This is a genomic window from Hyphomicrobium sp. LHD-15 (assembly GCF_031157355.1).
Lineage (GTDB): Bacteria > Pseudomonadota > Alphaproteobacteria > Rhizobiales > Hyphomicrobiaceae > Hyphomicrobium_C.
This window is the reverse complement of sequence record NZ_JAVIFT010000003.1, coordinates 262,028-276,415: the sequence shown is the minus strand read 5'-3', so window position 1 is coordinate 276,415 and position 14,388 is coordinate 262,028. Positions and strand designations below refer to the sequence as shown.

The 14,388-nt window shown below is 63.5% G+C and carries 16 protein-coding genes; 7 read left to right on the top strand and 9 right to left on the bottom strand.

The window, feature by feature from the left end:
* The 4 genes from RCO24_RS13315 (at window position 1) to RCO24_RS13300 (ending at window position 3,126) form a co-directional block, all read left to right on the top strand.
* Window positions 1-441, top strand: coding sequence for a GFA family protein (locus RCO24_RS13315; protein WP_308962744.1), 441 nt, complete (start codon window positions 1-3; stop codon window positions 439-441).
* Between the two features lie 2 nt (window positions 442-443).
* Window positions 444-875: a GFA family protein gene (locus tag RCO24_RS13310; protein WP_308962742.1), complete on the top strand. Its 432-nt coding sequence runs from the start codon at window positions 444-446 to the stop codon at window positions 873-875.
* Window positions 876-886: 11 nt separating this feature from the next.
* The gene (locus RCO24_RS13305) at window positions 887-2,077 is read left to right on the top strand and encodes an NADH-quinone oxidoreductase subunit D (RefSeq protein WP_308962741.1); all 1,191 of its coding nucleotides are present in this window, start codon (window positions 887-889) and stop codon (window positions 2,075-2,077) included.
* Window positions 2,078-2,271: 194 nt separating this feature from the next.
* The gene (locus RCO24_RS13300; protein ID WP_308962740.1) at window positions 2,272-3,126 is read left to right on the top strand and encodes an EAL domain-containing protein; all 855 of its coding nucleotides are present in this window, start codon (window positions 2,272-2,274) and stop codon (window positions 3,124-3,126) included.
* An 11-nt stretch (window positions 3,127-3,137) separates the two neighbouring features.
* On the opposite strand, the gene RCO24_RS13295 is transcribed toward RCO24_RS13300, so the two are convergent.
* Complete coding sequence (locus RCO24_RS13295) at window positions 3,138-3,899, bottom strand: glycerophosphodiester phosphodiesterase family protein (RefSeq protein WP_308962739.1); 762 nt, start codon at window positions 3,897-3,899, stop codon at window positions 3,138-3,140.
* Window positions 3,900-4,050: 151 nt separating this feature from the next.
* A complete protein-coding gene (locus RCO24_RS13290; protein ID WP_308962738.1) occupies window positions 4,051-4,518 on the bottom strand; it encodes a RidA family protein in 468 nt (155 codons plus the stop codon).
* 183 nt (window positions 4,519-4,701) lie between these two features.
* Between RCO24_RS13290 and RCO24_RS13285 the strand changes: the two genes are divergently transcribed.
* Entirely contained in the window at window positions 4,702-5,592 is an 891-nt protein-coding gene (locus RCO24_RS13285) for a cell envelope integrity EipB family protein (RefSeq protein ID WP_308962736.1), read from the top strand.
* Window positions 5,593-5,610: 18 nt separating this feature from the next.
* On the opposite strand, the gene RCO24_RS13280 is transcribed toward RCO24_RS13285, so the two are convergent.
* Window positions 5,611-6,531, bottom strand: a complete 921-nt coding sequence (locus RCO24_RS13280; protein WP_308962734.1) for an ROK family protein — start codon at window positions 6,529-6,531, stop codon at window positions 5,611-5,613.
* Window positions 6,524-6,829 carry a DUF3572 family protein gene (locus RCO24_RS13275; protein ID WP_308962733.1) on the bottom strand — a complete coding sequence of 102 codons (306 nt, stop codon included), beginning with the start codon at window positions 6,827-6,829 and terminating at the stop codon, window positions 6,524-6,526. Before RCO24_RS13275 ends, RCO24_RS13280 begins: the two co-directional genes overlap by 8 nt.
* Before the next feature lie 185 nt (window positions 6,830-7,014).
* On the opposite strand from RCO24_RS13275, the gene RCO24_RS13270 reads away from it, so the two are divergent.
* Together RCO24_RS13270 and RCO24_RS13265 are read left to right on the top strand one after the other, a co-directional pair.
* The gene (locus RCO24_RS13270) at window positions 7,015-7,422 is read left to right on the top strand and encodes a response regulator (RefSeq protein ID WP_308962732.1); all 408 of its coding nucleotides are present in this window, start codon (window positions 7,015-7,017) and stop codon (window positions 7,420-7,422) included.
* Between the two features lie 50 nt (window positions 7,423-7,472).
* The gene (locus RCO24_RS13265; protein WP_308962731.1) at window positions 7,473-8,843 is read left to right on the top strand and encodes a PleD family two-component system response regulator; all 1,371 of its coding nucleotides are present in this window, start codon (window positions 7,473-7,475) and stop codon (window positions 8,841-8,843) included.
* 752 nt (window positions 8,844-9,595) lie between these two features.
* On the opposite strand, the gene rpmG is transcribed toward RCO24_RS13265, so the two are convergent.
* The 5 genes from rpmG to RCO24_RS13240 form a co-directional block, all read right to left on the bottom strand.
* The gene (rpmG, locus tag RCO24_RS13260; protein WP_020087301.1) at window positions 9,596-9,763 is read right to left on the bottom strand and encodes a 50S ribosomal protein L33; all 168 of its coding nucleotides are present in this window, start codon (window positions 9,761-9,763) and stop codon (window positions 9,596-9,598) included.
* 186 nt (window positions 9,764-9,949) lie between these two features.
* Window positions 9,950-10,735, bottom strand: coding sequence for an NUDIX hydrolase (locus RCO24_RS13255; protein ID WP_308962729.1), 786 nt, complete (start codon window positions 10,733-10,735; stop codon window positions 9,950-9,952).
* Window positions 10,736-10,755: 20 nt separating this feature from the next.
* The gene (locus tag RCO24_RS13250; protein ID WP_308962727.1) at window positions 10,756-11,175 is read right to left on the bottom strand and encodes a DUF983 domain-containing protein; all 420 of its coding nucleotides are present in this window, start codon (window positions 11,173-11,175) and stop codon (window positions 10,756-10,758) included.
* A 127-nt stretch (window positions 11,176-11,302) separates the two neighbouring features.
* Entirely contained in the window at window positions 11,303-13,630 is a 2,328-nt protein-coding gene (rnr, locus tag RCO24_RS13245) for a ribonuclease R (RefSeq protein WP_308962726.1), read from the bottom strand.
* A gap of 3 nt (window positions 13,631-13,633) precedes the next feature.
* A complete protein-coding gene (locus tag RCO24_RS13240) occupies window positions 13,634-14,356 on the bottom strand; it encodes a hypothetical protein (RefSeq protein WP_308962725.1) in 723 nt (240 codons plus the stop codon).
* Window positions 14,357-14,388: the final 32 nt, after the last annotated feature.

The window sequence follows — 14,388 nt, the reverse complement described above, 5'->3', positions numbered from 1 at the left end:
ATGGCAACGGCGGGCCGGACGATCAGCGGAAGATGTCTTTGCGGCGCGGTGGCGTTCAGGGCCGAAGGTGCCAAACGCGAGATCGATGTCTGCCATTGCTCGATGTGCCGGCGCTGGGGTTCGGGGCCTTTCATCGGCCTCGGCTATGACGGCGACGTGAGCTTTACGGGCGCGGAGAACATCGGCGTCTACAAGTCGTCGGAATGGGCGGAGCGGGCGTTCTGCAAAACGTGCGGGGCGTCGCTTTATTGGCATTTCGCGGGCAGCGATCACTATTCGTTTGCAGTGGGAACGCTCGATGACGATGCCGGGCTCACGCTGACGCTCCAGATTTTCATCGACGAAAAGCCCGCCTACTACGATCTGGCGAACGATACGCCGAAGCTGACAGGTGCGGAGGCCATGGCGGCGTTCACGGCCGGCAGCGGCGCGGAGCAATAGCGATGGCGGAGACCTTCGATGTGTCCGGTCATTGCCTCTGTGGCGCCGTTTCCTATACGGCCAAAGCGGCAACGCATGATGTGAGCGTCTGCCATTGCGGCATGTGCCGGCGCTGGACCGGCGGGCCGCTCATGTACTTCGACGTGGAGGGTGCGCCGTCGTTCACGGGGCGCGACGAGATCGGCGTCTACCGCTCGTCCGACACAGGCGAGCGCGGTTTTTGCAAGCGCTGCGGCTCGGTGCTGTTCTGGAAGGTGGCGGGCGAGGAGCGTTACACATTCACGGCGGGGTCGCTCGATACGCCGTCTGGGCTCGCGCTCACCAAGGAAATCTTTATCGAGGACAAGCCCGCGTTCTACGATTTCGCCAATCCGACCGAGAAACTTCGTGGCTCGGATGCGATGTCGGCCTATACCGGCGATGAACTCAAGTGAGATGATGCATTATGGCTGAGACCGAGATCCGCCCGTTCAACATCAACTTCGGCCCGCAGCATCCGGCGGCGCACGGCGTGCTCCGTCTCGTGCTCGAGCTCGACGGCGAGGTGGTCGAGCGCGTCGATCCGCACGTGGGGCTTCTGCATCGCGGCACCGAAAAGCTGATCGAGGCCAAAACGTATCTGCAGGCCATCGGTTATTTCGACCGGCTCGACTACGTGGCGCCGATGAACCAGGAGCACGCGTTCTGCCTCGCGGCGGAACGTCTGCTCGGCATCGAGGTGCCGAAACGCGCGCAGCTCATCCGCGTGCTGTTCTCGGAGATCGGCCGCCATCTCTCGCATCTTCTCAATGTCACGACGCAGGCCATGGACGTCGGTGCGCTGACGCCGCCGCTGTGGGGCTTCGAGGAACGCGAGAAGCTGATGGTGTTCTACGAGCGCGCCTCGGGCAGCCGGATGCACGCCAAGTATTTCCGTATCGGCGGCGTGCATCAGGATCTGCCGCCGGCGCTGATCGACGACATTGCGGCCTGGTGCGAAACGTTTCCGAAAGTGCTCGACGATATCGAGTCCCTGCTGACGGAAAACCGCATCTTCAAGCAGCGCAACGTCGATATCGGCGTGGTGAGCCTCGAGGACGCGTTCGCGTGGGGCTTCTCGGGCGTGATGGTGCGCGGCTCGGGCGCGGCTTGGGACCTCCGCAAGGCGCAGCCCTACGAGTGCTACTCGGAGCTCGATTTCGACATTCCGATCGGCAAGAACGGCGACTGCTACGACCGCTATCTGATCCGCGTTCTCGAAATGCGCGAGAGCATCAAGATCATGAAGCAGTGCTGCGCGAAGCTGAAGAGTGCCGAAGGCGCCGGGCCGGTGACGGCCGCCAACTCCAAAGTGGTGCCGCCGCGGCGGGGCGAGATGAAGCGTTCGATGGAAGCGCTGATCCATCATTTCAAGCTTTACACGGAAGGTTTCCACGTGCCGCCCGGCGAAATCTATGCTGCGGTGGAAGCACCCAAGGGCGAGTTCGGCGTTTATCTGGTGGCCGACGGCTCGAACAAGCCGTACCGCTGTAAGATTCGCGCACCGGGTTTCCCGCATCTCGCGGCGATGGACTTCATGAACCGCGGCCACATGCTGGCCGACGTCTCGGCGATCCTCGGCTCGCTCGACATCGTGTTCGGTGAGATCGATCGGTAGGTTGCGCGCGAGAACGCCGGGATACGGCGTTCTTGTCATATGCATTGAATCGATTGGAATTATCGGCATGTAAACGCATGCCCGGTAGGGTGGCGGTTGAATAAAAATGCGCCGTGCCGATCGGGTCGACCATGTCTGGGATCTTAGCTCAAGCGTCTGATGTGCCCTTCAGGGCCGGGCGGGAGCTGCCTCAGGTGGTTCAGGCAGATGCGCTTGCTTATGTGCCTCGCACGCGTTCGCCCTTTCAGTCTCAGGCCGGGGAAACCCAAGCCGACTTCCTGAATCGTCAGTTGGGGCGCCTAGCGCTCGGCCCGTGCCGCGCGGGGCCTGAGAGGCTGCTGTCGTGTGATTTCGCGGGCTTTGCGCTGTCGTCGGCGTTCCAGCCGATCCTGGATGCGCGGAACCGGACGACCTATGCTCATGAAGCTCTGCTGCGCGCCCGCGACGGCGTGGAGCAGGCGGTCTCGCCGGTCGAGATCTTCGAGCGGATTTCCGGGGCCGAGGACGGCCGCAGACTCGATCGGGCCGCGCGTTTGATCCACGTCGCGAACTTCTATGCGCAGACGGAGCCGCAGTCGCGGCTCTTCCTCAACGTGCACGGCCGGCATATCGAGAAGCGGGACGTCGCGCACGGCGAGTTCTTTGCGGCGGCGCTCGCCGGCCAGGGGCTCAGCGCAAGCGCGATCACGATCGAGATCCTCGAATCCTCAATCGAGGATTTCGATGCACTTGGATCGGCGGTGGAAAGCTACAAGGCCTTCGGGTTTCGCGTCGCGATCGACGACTTCGGTGCGCGGCATTCGAATTTCGACCGTGTCTGGCGGCTCAATCCGGATTACGTGAAGATCGATCGCGGGCTCGTCGTCGAGGCGGCGACCAATGCACGAGCCCGCCGCGTGCTGCCGAAGATCATCGAGATCGTGCACGATCTCGATGCGCGCGTGGTGTGCGAAGGCATCGAGCAGGAGATCCACGAGCAGGTTGCCATCGACAGTGGCGCGGACTTCCTGCAGGGCTATCTCTACGGCCGTCCGAACGCGGCGGTTTGAACGCGCCTCGCTTAAGGCGTGAATCCCTCGAAGATGGGAGCATCGGCGTGCTGGGCCGCGATGCGGCGGTCCTGCTCGGTGCGGACTGTCCAGGTGAGCAGAGGGATCCCTTGGCGGCGCGCGCGCTGGGTGGCAGCCGTCGGCAGCGCGCCAACCTCGTAGGCATAGAACGACGGGTCGGCCTGGCCGCTTTCCAGTAGGCTGGCGAGGGCCTGGCGCCGCGCGTCGGTCAGCGCGCTATCGGGCCACCAGCCTTTGCCGTCGTCATCGAAGTAAGAGCCTGAGACGATGCCGCGCGGAAGCTCGGGGGCGAGCCGCTTGATGGCGGCCACGACGGCGGGATCGAACGACATCAGTGCGAGTGGGCGGCGGTAGAGCTTGCCTGCGCGGGCGATTTCCGACAGGAAGCCGAGATCGGGCGGCGCCCATTCGCTCTTGATCTCCGCGAAGATCGGGACGCGGCCGGCGACTAGGGTGAGCAGCTCGGCAAAGGTGAGAATGCCGGTGAGCTTCGTGTCTTTGAACGGAAGCTTCGCCGCGCAGGCCGGCTGCAATTCGGTGATCAGCCCGGTGCCTGCGGTCAGGCGGTCCAGTTCGAGATCGTGAAAGACGAGGGGCGTGCCGTCGGCGGCCGGCTGGAGATCGCATTCGATGCCGTAGCCGGCCTTGATGGCCGCTTCGAATGCGGGGGCGGTGTTCTCGATCAGGCCTTTCGCGGCATCATGCAGCCCGCGATGGGCGATGGGGCGGAGGAATTTCTCGCGGTCGAGCATGGGCGTCAGCGTGCTTTCGCGGTGAATCGCTCAAACACATTATCGCCTTTCGAGGCGACAGGCGCGATCCTTCAAACCCGATGCCGTGAGGATGTCTGGATCCCAGGCACAAGGCCTGGGATGACAGTGTTGGTGGGCGCGCACTGCGGTGTCAGCCGGCGATGGCGATGATGGCGTCGACCTCCACGGCGGAGTTCAGCGGCAAGCCCGAAACGCCGACGGCGGCGCGCGTGTGGCGGCCCTTGTCACCCAGCACGTCGACCATGAGATCCGATGCGCCGTTCACCACTTTCGGATGGTCGGCGAAGTCGGCGGTGGCGTTGACGAACCCGGTGAGCTTCAGCACCTGGCCGATGCGCTCGAGGCTGCCGAGCGCGGATTTGGCCTGCGCGAGGATATTGAGGGCGCAGAGCCGCGCGGCGGCCTGGCCTTGCTCGATGTCAACGTCGCGGCCGAGCGCGCCCGTCACGATGGAGCCGTCCGCGGCCTTCGAGATCTGGCCGGAAATGTAGAGCAGGTTGCCGGAGACGAGGAAAGGCACGTAGTTGGCGACCGGATTGGGGGCCGCGGGAAGGGTGAGCCCAAGCTCGGCGATGCGGGCCTCGATGGTGCCGGTCATGTTCAGGTCTCCAGGCGGTTGGGGCCGTTCCCCCCACGTTCTTTTCGGGGCGGCCGCAGAATGGTCGGGGTTTGTTGTTACCGCTTCGAACGGACTTTGCAACGGCCTGACAGTACCCTAGATTCAAGGATATGGATGCGGTGCGGCTTGATCGGCGCCGTATGGATGAACAGGATCAGCAGCATGAACATTCGGGCAAATGGCTTGGCGATCGGGGCCGTCGCGGCAATGGGGCTGACGGCGATCTCGGCCTTGCCGTATGCCATTGCGGAAGCGCGGGCTCAGGTCTCGCCCAAGGAGGTCGTGTTCGCGCCGCATCGGGCCGTCTACGATCTCTCGCTCGATACGACGAAGTCGGGATCGGGCGTTGCAGGCGTCAACGGGCGCATCGTTTACGAACTCAGTGGAAATGCCTGCGAAGGTTATGCCCAGAGCATGCGTTTCGTGACCCAGACCCTCAACCAGGAGGGCGAGATTCAGACGACCGATCTTCGGACGTCGAGCTGGGAGGAAGTTCCGGCCAAGCGGCTTCGTTTCAGCACGAGCACGTTCCAAAACGACATCCCCGCCGAGCAGACGCAAGGCATGGCCAAGCGGGCGCAGGGGACAGGGGCCGCCAAGGTCGATCTGGTGCGTCCCCAGAAGCGGGAAGCACAGCTTCCCGGCAACGTCTATTTTCCGATCCAGCATTCGATGGCGATCGTGCAGGCGGCGCGCGCCGGGCAGACGATTTTCGCGGCGGACCTCTTCGACGGTTCGGAGACCGGCGACAAGATCTATGCGACCTCGACCGCCATCGGGCATCAGACCAAGCCTGGCGCAGGGCCGGTTCTCTCGCTCGCCAAGGGCGTGGACGGTCTCGACCGGGTGCCGTCGTGGCCGATCTCGGTCAGCTATTTCGCGTCGAACCAGGGGCCGGGCGATGCGGTTCCGCTCTATGAAATGAGCTACCGGTTCCACGACAACGGCGTCACCAGCAGCCTGCGCATCAATCACGGCGATTTCGCCATCAGTGGTGAGCTCAAGGAGCTGACCTACTTCGAGGCGTCGCCCTGCAAGGCACCGGCGCCGTGAGTTGAGCGCTGGCGCGGCTCAATCGTTCCAGAGCCACGCCGCGCCGCGCACGCCGCTGGCATCGCCCCATTTCGGCGGGCGGATGTCGATTTTCACCGTGTCGGAGAACACGTAGGGCGCCGCGAGACGCGGCAGCACGTCGTAAAGGTGGGGCAGCTTCGACAGCCCGCCGCCTAGTACGATCACTTCCGGATCGATGATGTTGATGATGTTGGCAAGGCCACGCGCGAGGCGCGAGGCATGGCGGTCGAGGCTTGTGCGCGCGGCCGGCTCGCCGAGGTTGGCCCGCGCGACGATCTCGTGGCCCGATACCAGCTCGCCGGTTCTTGTCTTGTAGTCGGCAGAGAGCCCGGTCCCGGACGCCCACATCTCCATGCAGCCTTTGCGACCGCACCAGCAGGTTGGGCCTGGGTGTTCCTCCGCATCGGACCAGGGCAGGGGAATATGGCCCCATTCGCCGCCGATGCCGCGGGCACCTTCGAGCACGTGTCCGTCGATGACGATGCCGCCGCCGCAGCCGGTGCCGATGATGACGCCGAATACGCTCTTCGCGCCGGCTGCCGCTCCGTCGACCGCTTCCGAGAGCGCAAAGCAATTGGCGTCGTTGGCCATGCGAAGGGGAAGGCCGAGGATGTTTTCGAGGTCCTCGCGCAAGGGGTGGCCGTTGAGCCATGTCGAGTTGGCGTTGCGAACGAGGCCCGTCGTCGGGGACAGGGAACCGGGCATGCCGATGCCGACGGTTGCCTCGTTGCCGGATGCCGATCTCAGATCGCGTATGATGTCGACCAGGGCCGCAACCGTTTCGTCGTAGTTGCCTTGAGGCGCCAGGATGCGCTTGCGGGCGATCTCGTCGCCGGCGGAGGAAAGGACGCGGCCTTCGATCTTGGTGCCGCCGAGGTCGATGCCGATACGGGGCTTGCCGTGTCCGCGCTCAGTCATAGGCGGTCTCGATGCCGACCGAATGGGCAAGTGCCACGCGCGCGGGAAAGACAGTATCCGGGGCAACTCCGTTCGACGCGGTAAATACAAGCAGAAGAGACTCGTCACCGAGGAAGTAATCGAGCACGGCCAGCAGCGTTTCGGGGGCATCGGCTGCCGCGCGGAGCTGGTCGGGGTCGATTCCGGTCAGGGCCAGGAAACGGCCCAGGCGGGGGCCGTCTTCGGCCAGGAATGCGAGGGCCGTGAGAGCCAGTGTCGTCGCGGTTTCAGCGGTGGGTTTCTGGGCGCGTGTCGCCATTTCGGCGCATCCTCCTTTTTTCTTTTCTTCTCAGGGTCTTGAGTTCGAATTAATCCTCGATCCCCATGTTTCAACAGTTGCTTAAGCTAAGGCAGGCACACTGGTTCCATATGGCCCCCAGAATCGGTGCAGTTAAAGGCGGGGCAGAGCAAAGACCTTCGACGATGACCTATCAGGAGACGAGAATGGCCGTCGAGGGCCAGACGCAGGGCGTTTCCCGCGCGGCGAAAACCGTGCTCATCGTGGAAGACAACGAGCTCAACATGAAGCTCTTCCACGATCTGCTCGATGCCTACGGGTATCTCACCGTGCAAACCCGCAACGGGCTCGATGCGCTGACGCTCGCCCGCGTGCACCGGCCAGATCTCATTCTTATGGACATCCAGCTGCCGGAGGTTTCGGGGCTCGAGGTGACCAAGTGGCTTAAAGAGGACGAAGAACTGCGCGACATCCCCGTCGTCGCGGTCACGGCCTTTGCGATGAAGGGCGATGAAGAGAGAATCCGGTCCGGGGGGTGCGAGGCTTACGTTTCGAAGCCGATCTCGGTCGCAGTGTTTCTCGATACCGTCCGCCGTTTTGTGGGGGACGCCTGATCCTGCGCGTTGTTTGCGGGACGGGTGTCTGTGTGCGTTGAGAGTCTGTCATGACCGCTAGAGTTCTCGTCGTCGACGACATCCTTGCGAATATCAAGCTTCTTCAGGCGCGGCTCGAGGCCGAATACTTCGAGGTTGTGACGGCGACCAACGGGCGCGATGCCCTCGATATCTGCCAGCGCGAGCGCGTCGATGTCGTGCTGCTCGATGTCATGATGCCGGGCATGGATGGCTTCGAAGTTGCCCGCGCGCTCAAGGCCTCTGCGCAAACGCTGCACATTCCCATCGTGATGGTGACCGCCCTGGACCAGGTGTCGGACAAAATCCAGGGGCTCGATAGCGGCGCCGACGATTTTCTGACCAAGCCTGTCGACGACATCGCGCTCGTCACGCGCGTCAAAAGTCTCGCGCGTCTCAAGATGCTCAATGACGAAATGCTGATGCGCGTCACGACGAGCCGGCAAATGGGGCTCTCGGACGACGATGCGCTGTCACGCGTGCTGATGGACCGGCCGGGCCGCGTACTGGTGGTCGACGATCATCCGCGCTCTTCGTCGCGGGTGATGTCAGCGCTGGCCAAGACGCACGACGCCTACATCGAAAGCGATCCGCAAGCCGCGCTGCTGCATCTCACGCATCAGCCGTTCGATCTCTTGATCGTCGCGCTCAATCTCCAGCATTCCGACGGGCTGAGGCTCTGCTCGCAGGTGCGCTCGCTCGACCGCACGCGGCATCTTCCGATCCTGATCATGGTGGATCCCGGCGACGAAGCGCGTCTTCTGCGCGGGCTCGATATGGGCGTGAACGACTATCTGATGCGGCCCGTTGAGCGGCACGAGCTGCTGGCGCGGGTCAAGACGCAGATCCGGCGGAAGCGCTTCTCCGACTATCTCCGCAATCAGATCCGCGAGAGCGTGGAGCTTTCAGTTACGGATCCGCTGACGGGGCTGCACAACCGGCGTTACATGGAGCGCCATCTCAAGACGCTGATCACCGACGCACAGCGGAGCGGCCGCTCGCTCTCGGTGCTGATCGCGGATATCGATCATTTCAAGCACGTGAACGACACCTACGGCCACGACGCGGGCGATCTGGTGCTCAAGGAATTCGCCGAGCGCTTCCGGCGCTATACGCGTGGCGTGGACTTCGCCTGCCGCCTTGGAGGCGAGGAATTCCTGATCATCATGCCCGATACCGATCAGGAATTGGCTTGGCAGGTCGGTGAACGGGTGCGTGAGTGTGTCGCAGTTCAGCCCTTCCAAATTGGGCAAAATCAAGAAATCCGGGTTACGGCGAGCGTCGGGCTTGCAACCTGGGAGGGAGAAAACGACACCTCCGAAGCTCTGTTCAAGCGCGCGGACAACGCGCTGTACGTTGCCAAACGGCAGGGTCGGAACCAGGTTGTTGCTGCCGCGGCTTAGGAGGCTAACGGAGTAACCCCTTTAAAAAATTTCATAAAATTTTTTCGTGATGCACTTGCACGAATGTTCCGTACGCGGCCGCAACATGAGCAGCCTGCGGATCATCGGCTGCTATCTCGATTTGTGCTCAGGGAAATTAACTGTCGACTCGATCGAGGCGTGCCTGCCACGCAATGGTCAAGCTCTAAACTTGCAATCGCCGATCTGTTCTGACAAACTTGAGCTTAGTAGAGGGAGATCACACGATATTGACCTGAAACGGATCGGTTGCCCGATAGTTTTTGCCGATATTTCGGGTCAGCTAGGTTCCCGCGGCCCATCGGGTCCGCCGCATCTCCTGATGGAGCGGGAATTTGTAGTGGGTCCGCGACGGCTGGAGTTACCTCCTAGAGTTTCCGTTTCTGGTCCAACTACGACACCAGGTGATACGTCAACGCCCTCTTTGACGCCATCTGGTCACTAGGCCAGGGTCCGTGGCTATCTCGGAATGCTTACCCCGCTGCCGAGCGGTTACGGACCCTGGTTGAGGGCCTCACCAATTCAAGCCTACGAATCCTGCAATCTTTGATCGATGCGCCTCGCAATTTCGCTGAGGCGTTTCGTAATGGCCGTGGCTGTTTTCACCACGCAACGAGGACTTCGTTCCTCAAAAAAACTCACTTGAAAAAATAACTCGGGGCCGACCACCACCCGGGGACGCATACGCAGAGTTTCGTGCGCTGTGTCGCTCCGGGCCGTCGCCGGCAAAATGGTTACTTGATCTTGGTTTCCTTGAACTCGACGTGCTTGCGCACGACGGGATCATAGCGCTTGAACACGAGCTTCTCGGTCGAGGTGCGCGGGTTCTTCTTGGTCACGTAGAAAAAGCCGGTGCCCGCGGTGGAGAGCAGCTTGATCTTCTGGGTAATCTGCTTGGCCATTGGTCTTCAGACCTCAAAGTGTCGATTGGATTAACCGAGGAGCCACACTTCGGGCCGCTGGGGCAGAAGCGATCATCTCAGTCTTGAATTCGGATTGGGCACCATACTGAGCGCGCCTTTGGTGTCAAGCTGAGAGCGACTTTTTCTCGCTCTTTTTGATTGAACGTGGGTTTCGATCCTGCTCGCTCAGGTTGGGTCCATCGCAGGGTGAACGCGCGGTAATATCTGCCGTTCGAAACGGCCATAGCGATGGACGTAAAACGGGATCTCGGAGCCCACGCGCTCGTGCGACTCGCGGGCCAAGAGGGTCGCAACATCGTCGAGCACATGCCGTGTGATGGACGGCACTTTCAACGCGCGCGCCTGATCGAGCGTGAACCAATCGATGTCCAGCAATTCGCCATCGCTGTGCGCGGCGCGGTGCGCGATTTCGGATGCGTCGACCAGGAAAAAGCGGGTGTCATAACGGCGGGGCCGACCGGGCGGCGTGATGGCGCGCGCGAAGAAGGCGAGCCTTTCAAGCCTGGGCTGAAAACCTTCGGCACGAAACGCCTGCCAGCCGCCGGGATGATCGCCGCGTTCGTCGCGCGCCGTTTCGCCGACGACGATGCCGGTTTCCTCATAGGTCTCGCGGATGGCGGCGAGTGCAAGAGCAGCGGCGCGCGTGTTGGACGCGCGGCCGCGCATGGCGATCTTCAGGCATTCGCTATCGATGGGGGCAAGCGTGTGATGGCGCGCGATTGCACGGTCGGCTGCTTCGACGCGGCCGCCGGGAAAAACGAACGTGTTCGGAAGAAACACTTGGTCTGGCCGGCGGCGCCCCATCAGGATGCGCGGCGCCGGAGACGTGCTGTCGACGATGACGAGAGTGGCGGCGTCGCGTGGTCGGCGCGCAGGTTGCGACGCGCGCTCGGCGGATGACGCTGCTTCGCTGCGCTCTTGCCTCAGGGGCGATGCTTTTGCTGAAGTCATTGTCTTGCTTCTGCCGTCGATCACGACTGGGGCGGATCGAGGGGCGGTGGCTCATCAGCCATCCCCCCGAAGCCGTGCATCCGGAGCGCCCATTGCAGGCCAATCAGGGCGCCCTTTACGCGTGGCAGCAGCCATAGGCTCATGATCACGACCATGGGCAGCCAGATCGTGAGGTGAACCCAGCTCGGTGGCGCATAAGCCTGCTCGAGCAAGAGGACGCCGGCAACAACGACGTGAGCCACGATGACCATGGTGAAATAGGGTGGGGCGTCATCGGCGCGCTGATGATGCAGTTCCTCGCCGCAGGCGGGGCAAAGGTCGGCGACCTTCAGGTACTTTTTATAGAGCGCGCCGCGGCCGCAGGCTGGGCACTTCTGCTTGAGGCCGTTCAGGATCGCAGCCGGTACCTCGCGTCGTGGCGCGGTTTCGATTTCGATCATGGCGCGATCTCCTCGGATCGGGGCGAGGGCCTCGCTGATGGGGCCCGGTGCTGCTTCTGGACTTAAGCGCGATCGGGTGCCGGCTCAACGTGGCATGATCCCGGGGCGCTTTGTTCGTGGCGTTTGGTTATCGGCGCCGGCCGGGGCGGCGGCGGAATTTGTGGGCGCCCTTGAGGTGAGCGAAGCTGCCCTTCTTGCCCGGCGTCAGCATCTCGAAGCGAAGCGCGCCCGCGGTCGGGATCGCCTCGACCAGGCGGACGGTCACGGCATCGCCGAGCTGGTAAGTCTCGCCGGTGCGGCTGCCCGAGAGCGCGTGGGCTTCCTCGATGTAGGTGTAGAAATCCTGTCCGAGCGTCGAGACCGGGATGAAGCCGTCGGCGCCGGTTTCCTTGAGCTTCACGAATAGCCCCGAACGCGTGACGCCGGCGATGCGGCCTTCGAACGTTGCGCTGAGGCGATCCGCGAGGTGGGCCGCGATCAGCCGATCCGTCGTCTCGCGCTCGGCGGCCATGGCGCGGCGCTCGGCGTCGGAAATCTCCTTCGCGGTGTCGGTGAGGCGCAGAGCCTCCTGATCCTCGAGGCCGCCTGCGCCGAGCTTCAAGGCGCGGATCAACGCGCGATGCACGATGAGATCGGCATAGCGCCGGATCGGCGAGGTGAAGTGCGCGTACTTCGCGAGGTTCAGTCCGAAGTGGCCGATGTTGCCGGGCGTGTATTCGGCCTGAGCTTGCGAACGCAAGATGACTTCGTTGACGAGCTCGGGCACCGGCAGCGTCTTGGCGCGCGCCAGGATCTTGTTGAAGGCCTCGGGCCTGAGGCCCGTGCTCGCGGGCAACTTGAAATCCAAGGTTTCGAGGAAATCGCGCAGCGCCTTGAGCTTCTCCTTCGACGGCTCGTCGTGGGTTCGGTAGACGAGGGGCGTCTTCGACTGCTCCAGCGTTTCGGCAGCGGCGACGTTGGCCTGGATCATGAACTCTTCGATCAGCCGGTGCGCGTCGAGGCGTTCGGGAACGACGACGCGGTCGACGCGCCCTTCCTTGTCGAGCAGGATCTTGCGTTCCGGCAGATCGAGATCGAGCGGCTGGCGCACGTCGCGGGCGCGTGAGAGAGCGGCATAAGCCTGCCAGAGCGGACGGAGCGCGTGGTTCATCAACGGAGCGCACTTTTCGCTGACGTTGCCGTCGATGGCAGCCTGGGCTTCCTGATAGCTGAGCTTGGCCGGGCTTCTCATCACGGCGCGCATGAACGCGTGGCGGCGCTTTTCGCCGGCGGCATTGAAAATCATGCGCACGGCGAGGCAGGGGCGTTCTTCGCCTTCACGCAGCGAGCAGAGATTGTTCGAGATGCGTTCGGGCAGCATCGGGACGACGCGATCGGGGAAGTAGACCGAGTTGCCGCGGAGCTGGGCTTCCTTGTCGAGGCGGCTACCCGAGCGCACGTAATGGGCGACGTCGGCGATGGCGACGATGACGATGAAGCCGCCGCTGTTTCTCGGATCGGTATCGGGTTCGGCGAAGACGGCGTCGTCGTGGTCGCGGGCGTCGATGGGGTCGATGGTCAGCAGGGGAATGGCGCGCAGGTCGGTGCGGCCATCATCGGAGTTGAATGCGTACGGTTCGAGCGCCTCGCTTTCCGCGACGACGGGCGCGGGGAAGTCGTCCGGGATGCCGTGTGCGTGGACGGCAATAAGGCTGATCTTGCGCTGATCATGCGGGTTGCCGAGGCTTTCGAGCACGCGGGCTTCGGAAACCGACTGGCGATTGCGGGCCGAGAGATCGAAGCGGACGAGGTCGCCGTCCTTGGCGTTGCCGTCGTTGCCGGTGCGGACCTGCCAGGCGCGAAGCTCGCGGCGATCGACGGGCTCGATGGTTCCGCCGCCACCGCTGCGGGCGCGATAGATGCCGAGCATGCGCCGCTTGTCGCGCGGGAGCACTTTGATGGCTTCGGCCTCGTAGCGATGGCCTTCGACGTCCGGCTCTTCAAGGCGGGTGATGCGGGCGAGGATACGGTCGCCGACACCGATTGCGGCGTCGCGCTCTTCGCCGCGGGCGCGGTGGGTGAGGACGAGGATGCTGGGTGCTTCGCCGTCGTCGGCGCTCCAGACGGCCGGATGCGCAATGAGGTCGCCGTCGTTGTCGCGGCCTGTAACCTCGAGCACGGTGACGGGCGGCAGCTTGCCGGCCTCGCGCAGATCTTTCCGCGAGCCCGAGAGCGAGCCTTCCTCGGCCATCTCGGACAGCAGACGCTTCAGGGCAACGCGCGCGTCGCCCTTGATGTTGAAGGCGCGTGCGATCTCGCGCTTGCCGGCGGTGCCGTCGCTTTCACGCAGGAATTTCAGGATTTCCTCGCGGGAGGGGAGCGCGTCGTCTCTCCCTCGGCGCGGCGCGGACTTCATGCGGAAGCCTTTTCTCGCTCCCTTGGCCGGCGGCCGCTTCGCTTTCGGTTTCTTGCCCATGGCTTAGTGGCTCTCTGCGGGGTGCATGGCAACGGGTGTTTCCGACAGCGCGACGCGGGCCGCGATGACATCGAGCAGCCCGGTGCCGTTCTCGATCGTGGAGGCGATAAGCGGGACGACCGTCGCCGGCTCCTCTCGCGTTGACAGTAGCATGCGGGTGCAGACGCTCTCGGCGTCTTTCGGCTCGTCGACGTCTAGCCCCACGATGAGCCAATCCGCCCACGGGGCCTGCAGCGTGCGGGTGGTGACGGGGATGAACAGGCCGTGATCGTTGGCGATAATGTTGAAGGCCTCCCGCGGCAGGATGGCCGCAGACGCCATCCATTGGCGCACGCGGCGGCGTTGATTAAAGAAGATCGCAGCGAGGATGATCGCCAGAATGATCGCCGCTGCCGCGAAATAGCCCGCCATCTCCGCCCAGTTGCCCATCAGCAGCGCAAGAACGGCGTAGTTGGCGGCGAACACGATGAGCGTCGTTTTCAGCACTTGGCGATAACCCGCAAGCTCGCGGCGCTCGTAGCCGGAGAGGCCGTCGCTCGCCCATGTGCGCGGCAGCTTGGCGGCGCGGCCGCGGGCCGCCATCCGTGAGTGGCAGGCGCGCCTTACGTTTGCGCGCCGGCGCCGTTCGGCCGGAGCGAGGAGGCGCGTCAGAAGATAAACGATGCCGGCAGCGGCGCCCAGGGAGAGCGCGGCGCCAAGGATCAGCGTTGCGATATCTTGGCCCATGCGCCGGCGGTCATGACGTTGGCTTGCCTTTT

Coding starts and splice junctions, on each gene's coding strand:
- RCO24_RS13315 (WP_308962744.1), top strand. CDS start 1: ATGGCAACGGCGGGCCGGACGATCAGCGGAAGATGTCTTTGCGGCGCG.
- RCO24_RS13310 (WP_308962742.1), top strand. CDS start 444: ATGGCGGAGACCTTCGATGTGTCCGGTCATTGCCTCTGTGGCGCCGTT.
- RCO24_RS13305 (WP_308962741.1), top strand. CDS start 887: ATGGCTGAGACCGAGATCCGCCCGTTCAACATCAACTTCGGCCCGCAG.
- RCO24_RS13295 (WP_308962739.1), bottom strand. CDS start 3,899: ATGCTCGACCGCGAGAAATTCCTCCGCCCCATCGCCCATCGCGGGCTG.
- RCO24_RS13290 (WP_308962738.1), bottom strand. CDS start 4,518: ATGACCGGCACCATCGAGGCCCGCATCGCCGAGCTTGGGCTCACCCTT.
- RCO24_RS13285 (WP_308962736.1), top strand. CDS start 4,702: ATGAACATTCGGGCAAATGGCTTGGCGATCGGGGCCGTCGCGGCAATG.
- RCO24_RS13280 (WP_308962734.1), bottom strand. CDS start 6,531: ATGACTGAGCGCGGACACGGCAAGCCCCGTATCGGCATCGACCTCGGC.
- RCO24_RS13275 (WP_308962733.1), bottom strand. CDS start 6,829: ATGGCGACACGCGCCCAGAAACCCACCGCTGAAACCGCGACGACACTG.
- RCO24_RS13270 (WP_308962732.1), top strand. CDS start 7,015: ATGGCCGTCGAGGGCCAGACGCAGGGCGTTTCCCGCGCGGCGAAAACC.
- RCO24_RS13265 (WP_308962731.1), top strand. CDS start 7,473: ATGACCGCTAGAGTTCTCGTCGTCGACGACATCCTTGCGAATATCAAG.
- rpmG (WP_020087301.1), bottom strand. CDS start 9,763: ATGGCCAAGCAGATTACCCAGAAGATCAAGCTGCTCTCCACCGCGGGC.
- RCO24_RS13255 (WP_308962729.1), bottom strand. CDS start 10,735: ATGACTTCAGCAAAAGCATCGCCCCTGAGGCAAGAGCGCAGCGAAGCA.
- RCO24_RS13250 (WP_308962727.1), bottom strand. CDS start 11,175: ATGATCGAAATCGAAACCGCGCCACGACGCGAGGTACCGGCTGCGATC.
- rnr (WP_308962726.1), bottom strand. CDS start 13,630: ATGGGCAAGAAACCGAAAGCGAAGCGGCCGCCGGCCAAGGGAGCGAGA.
- RCO24_RS13240 (WP_308962725.1), bottom strand. CDS start 14,356: ATGGGCCAAGATATCGCAACGCTGATCCTTGGCGCCGCGCTCTCCCTG.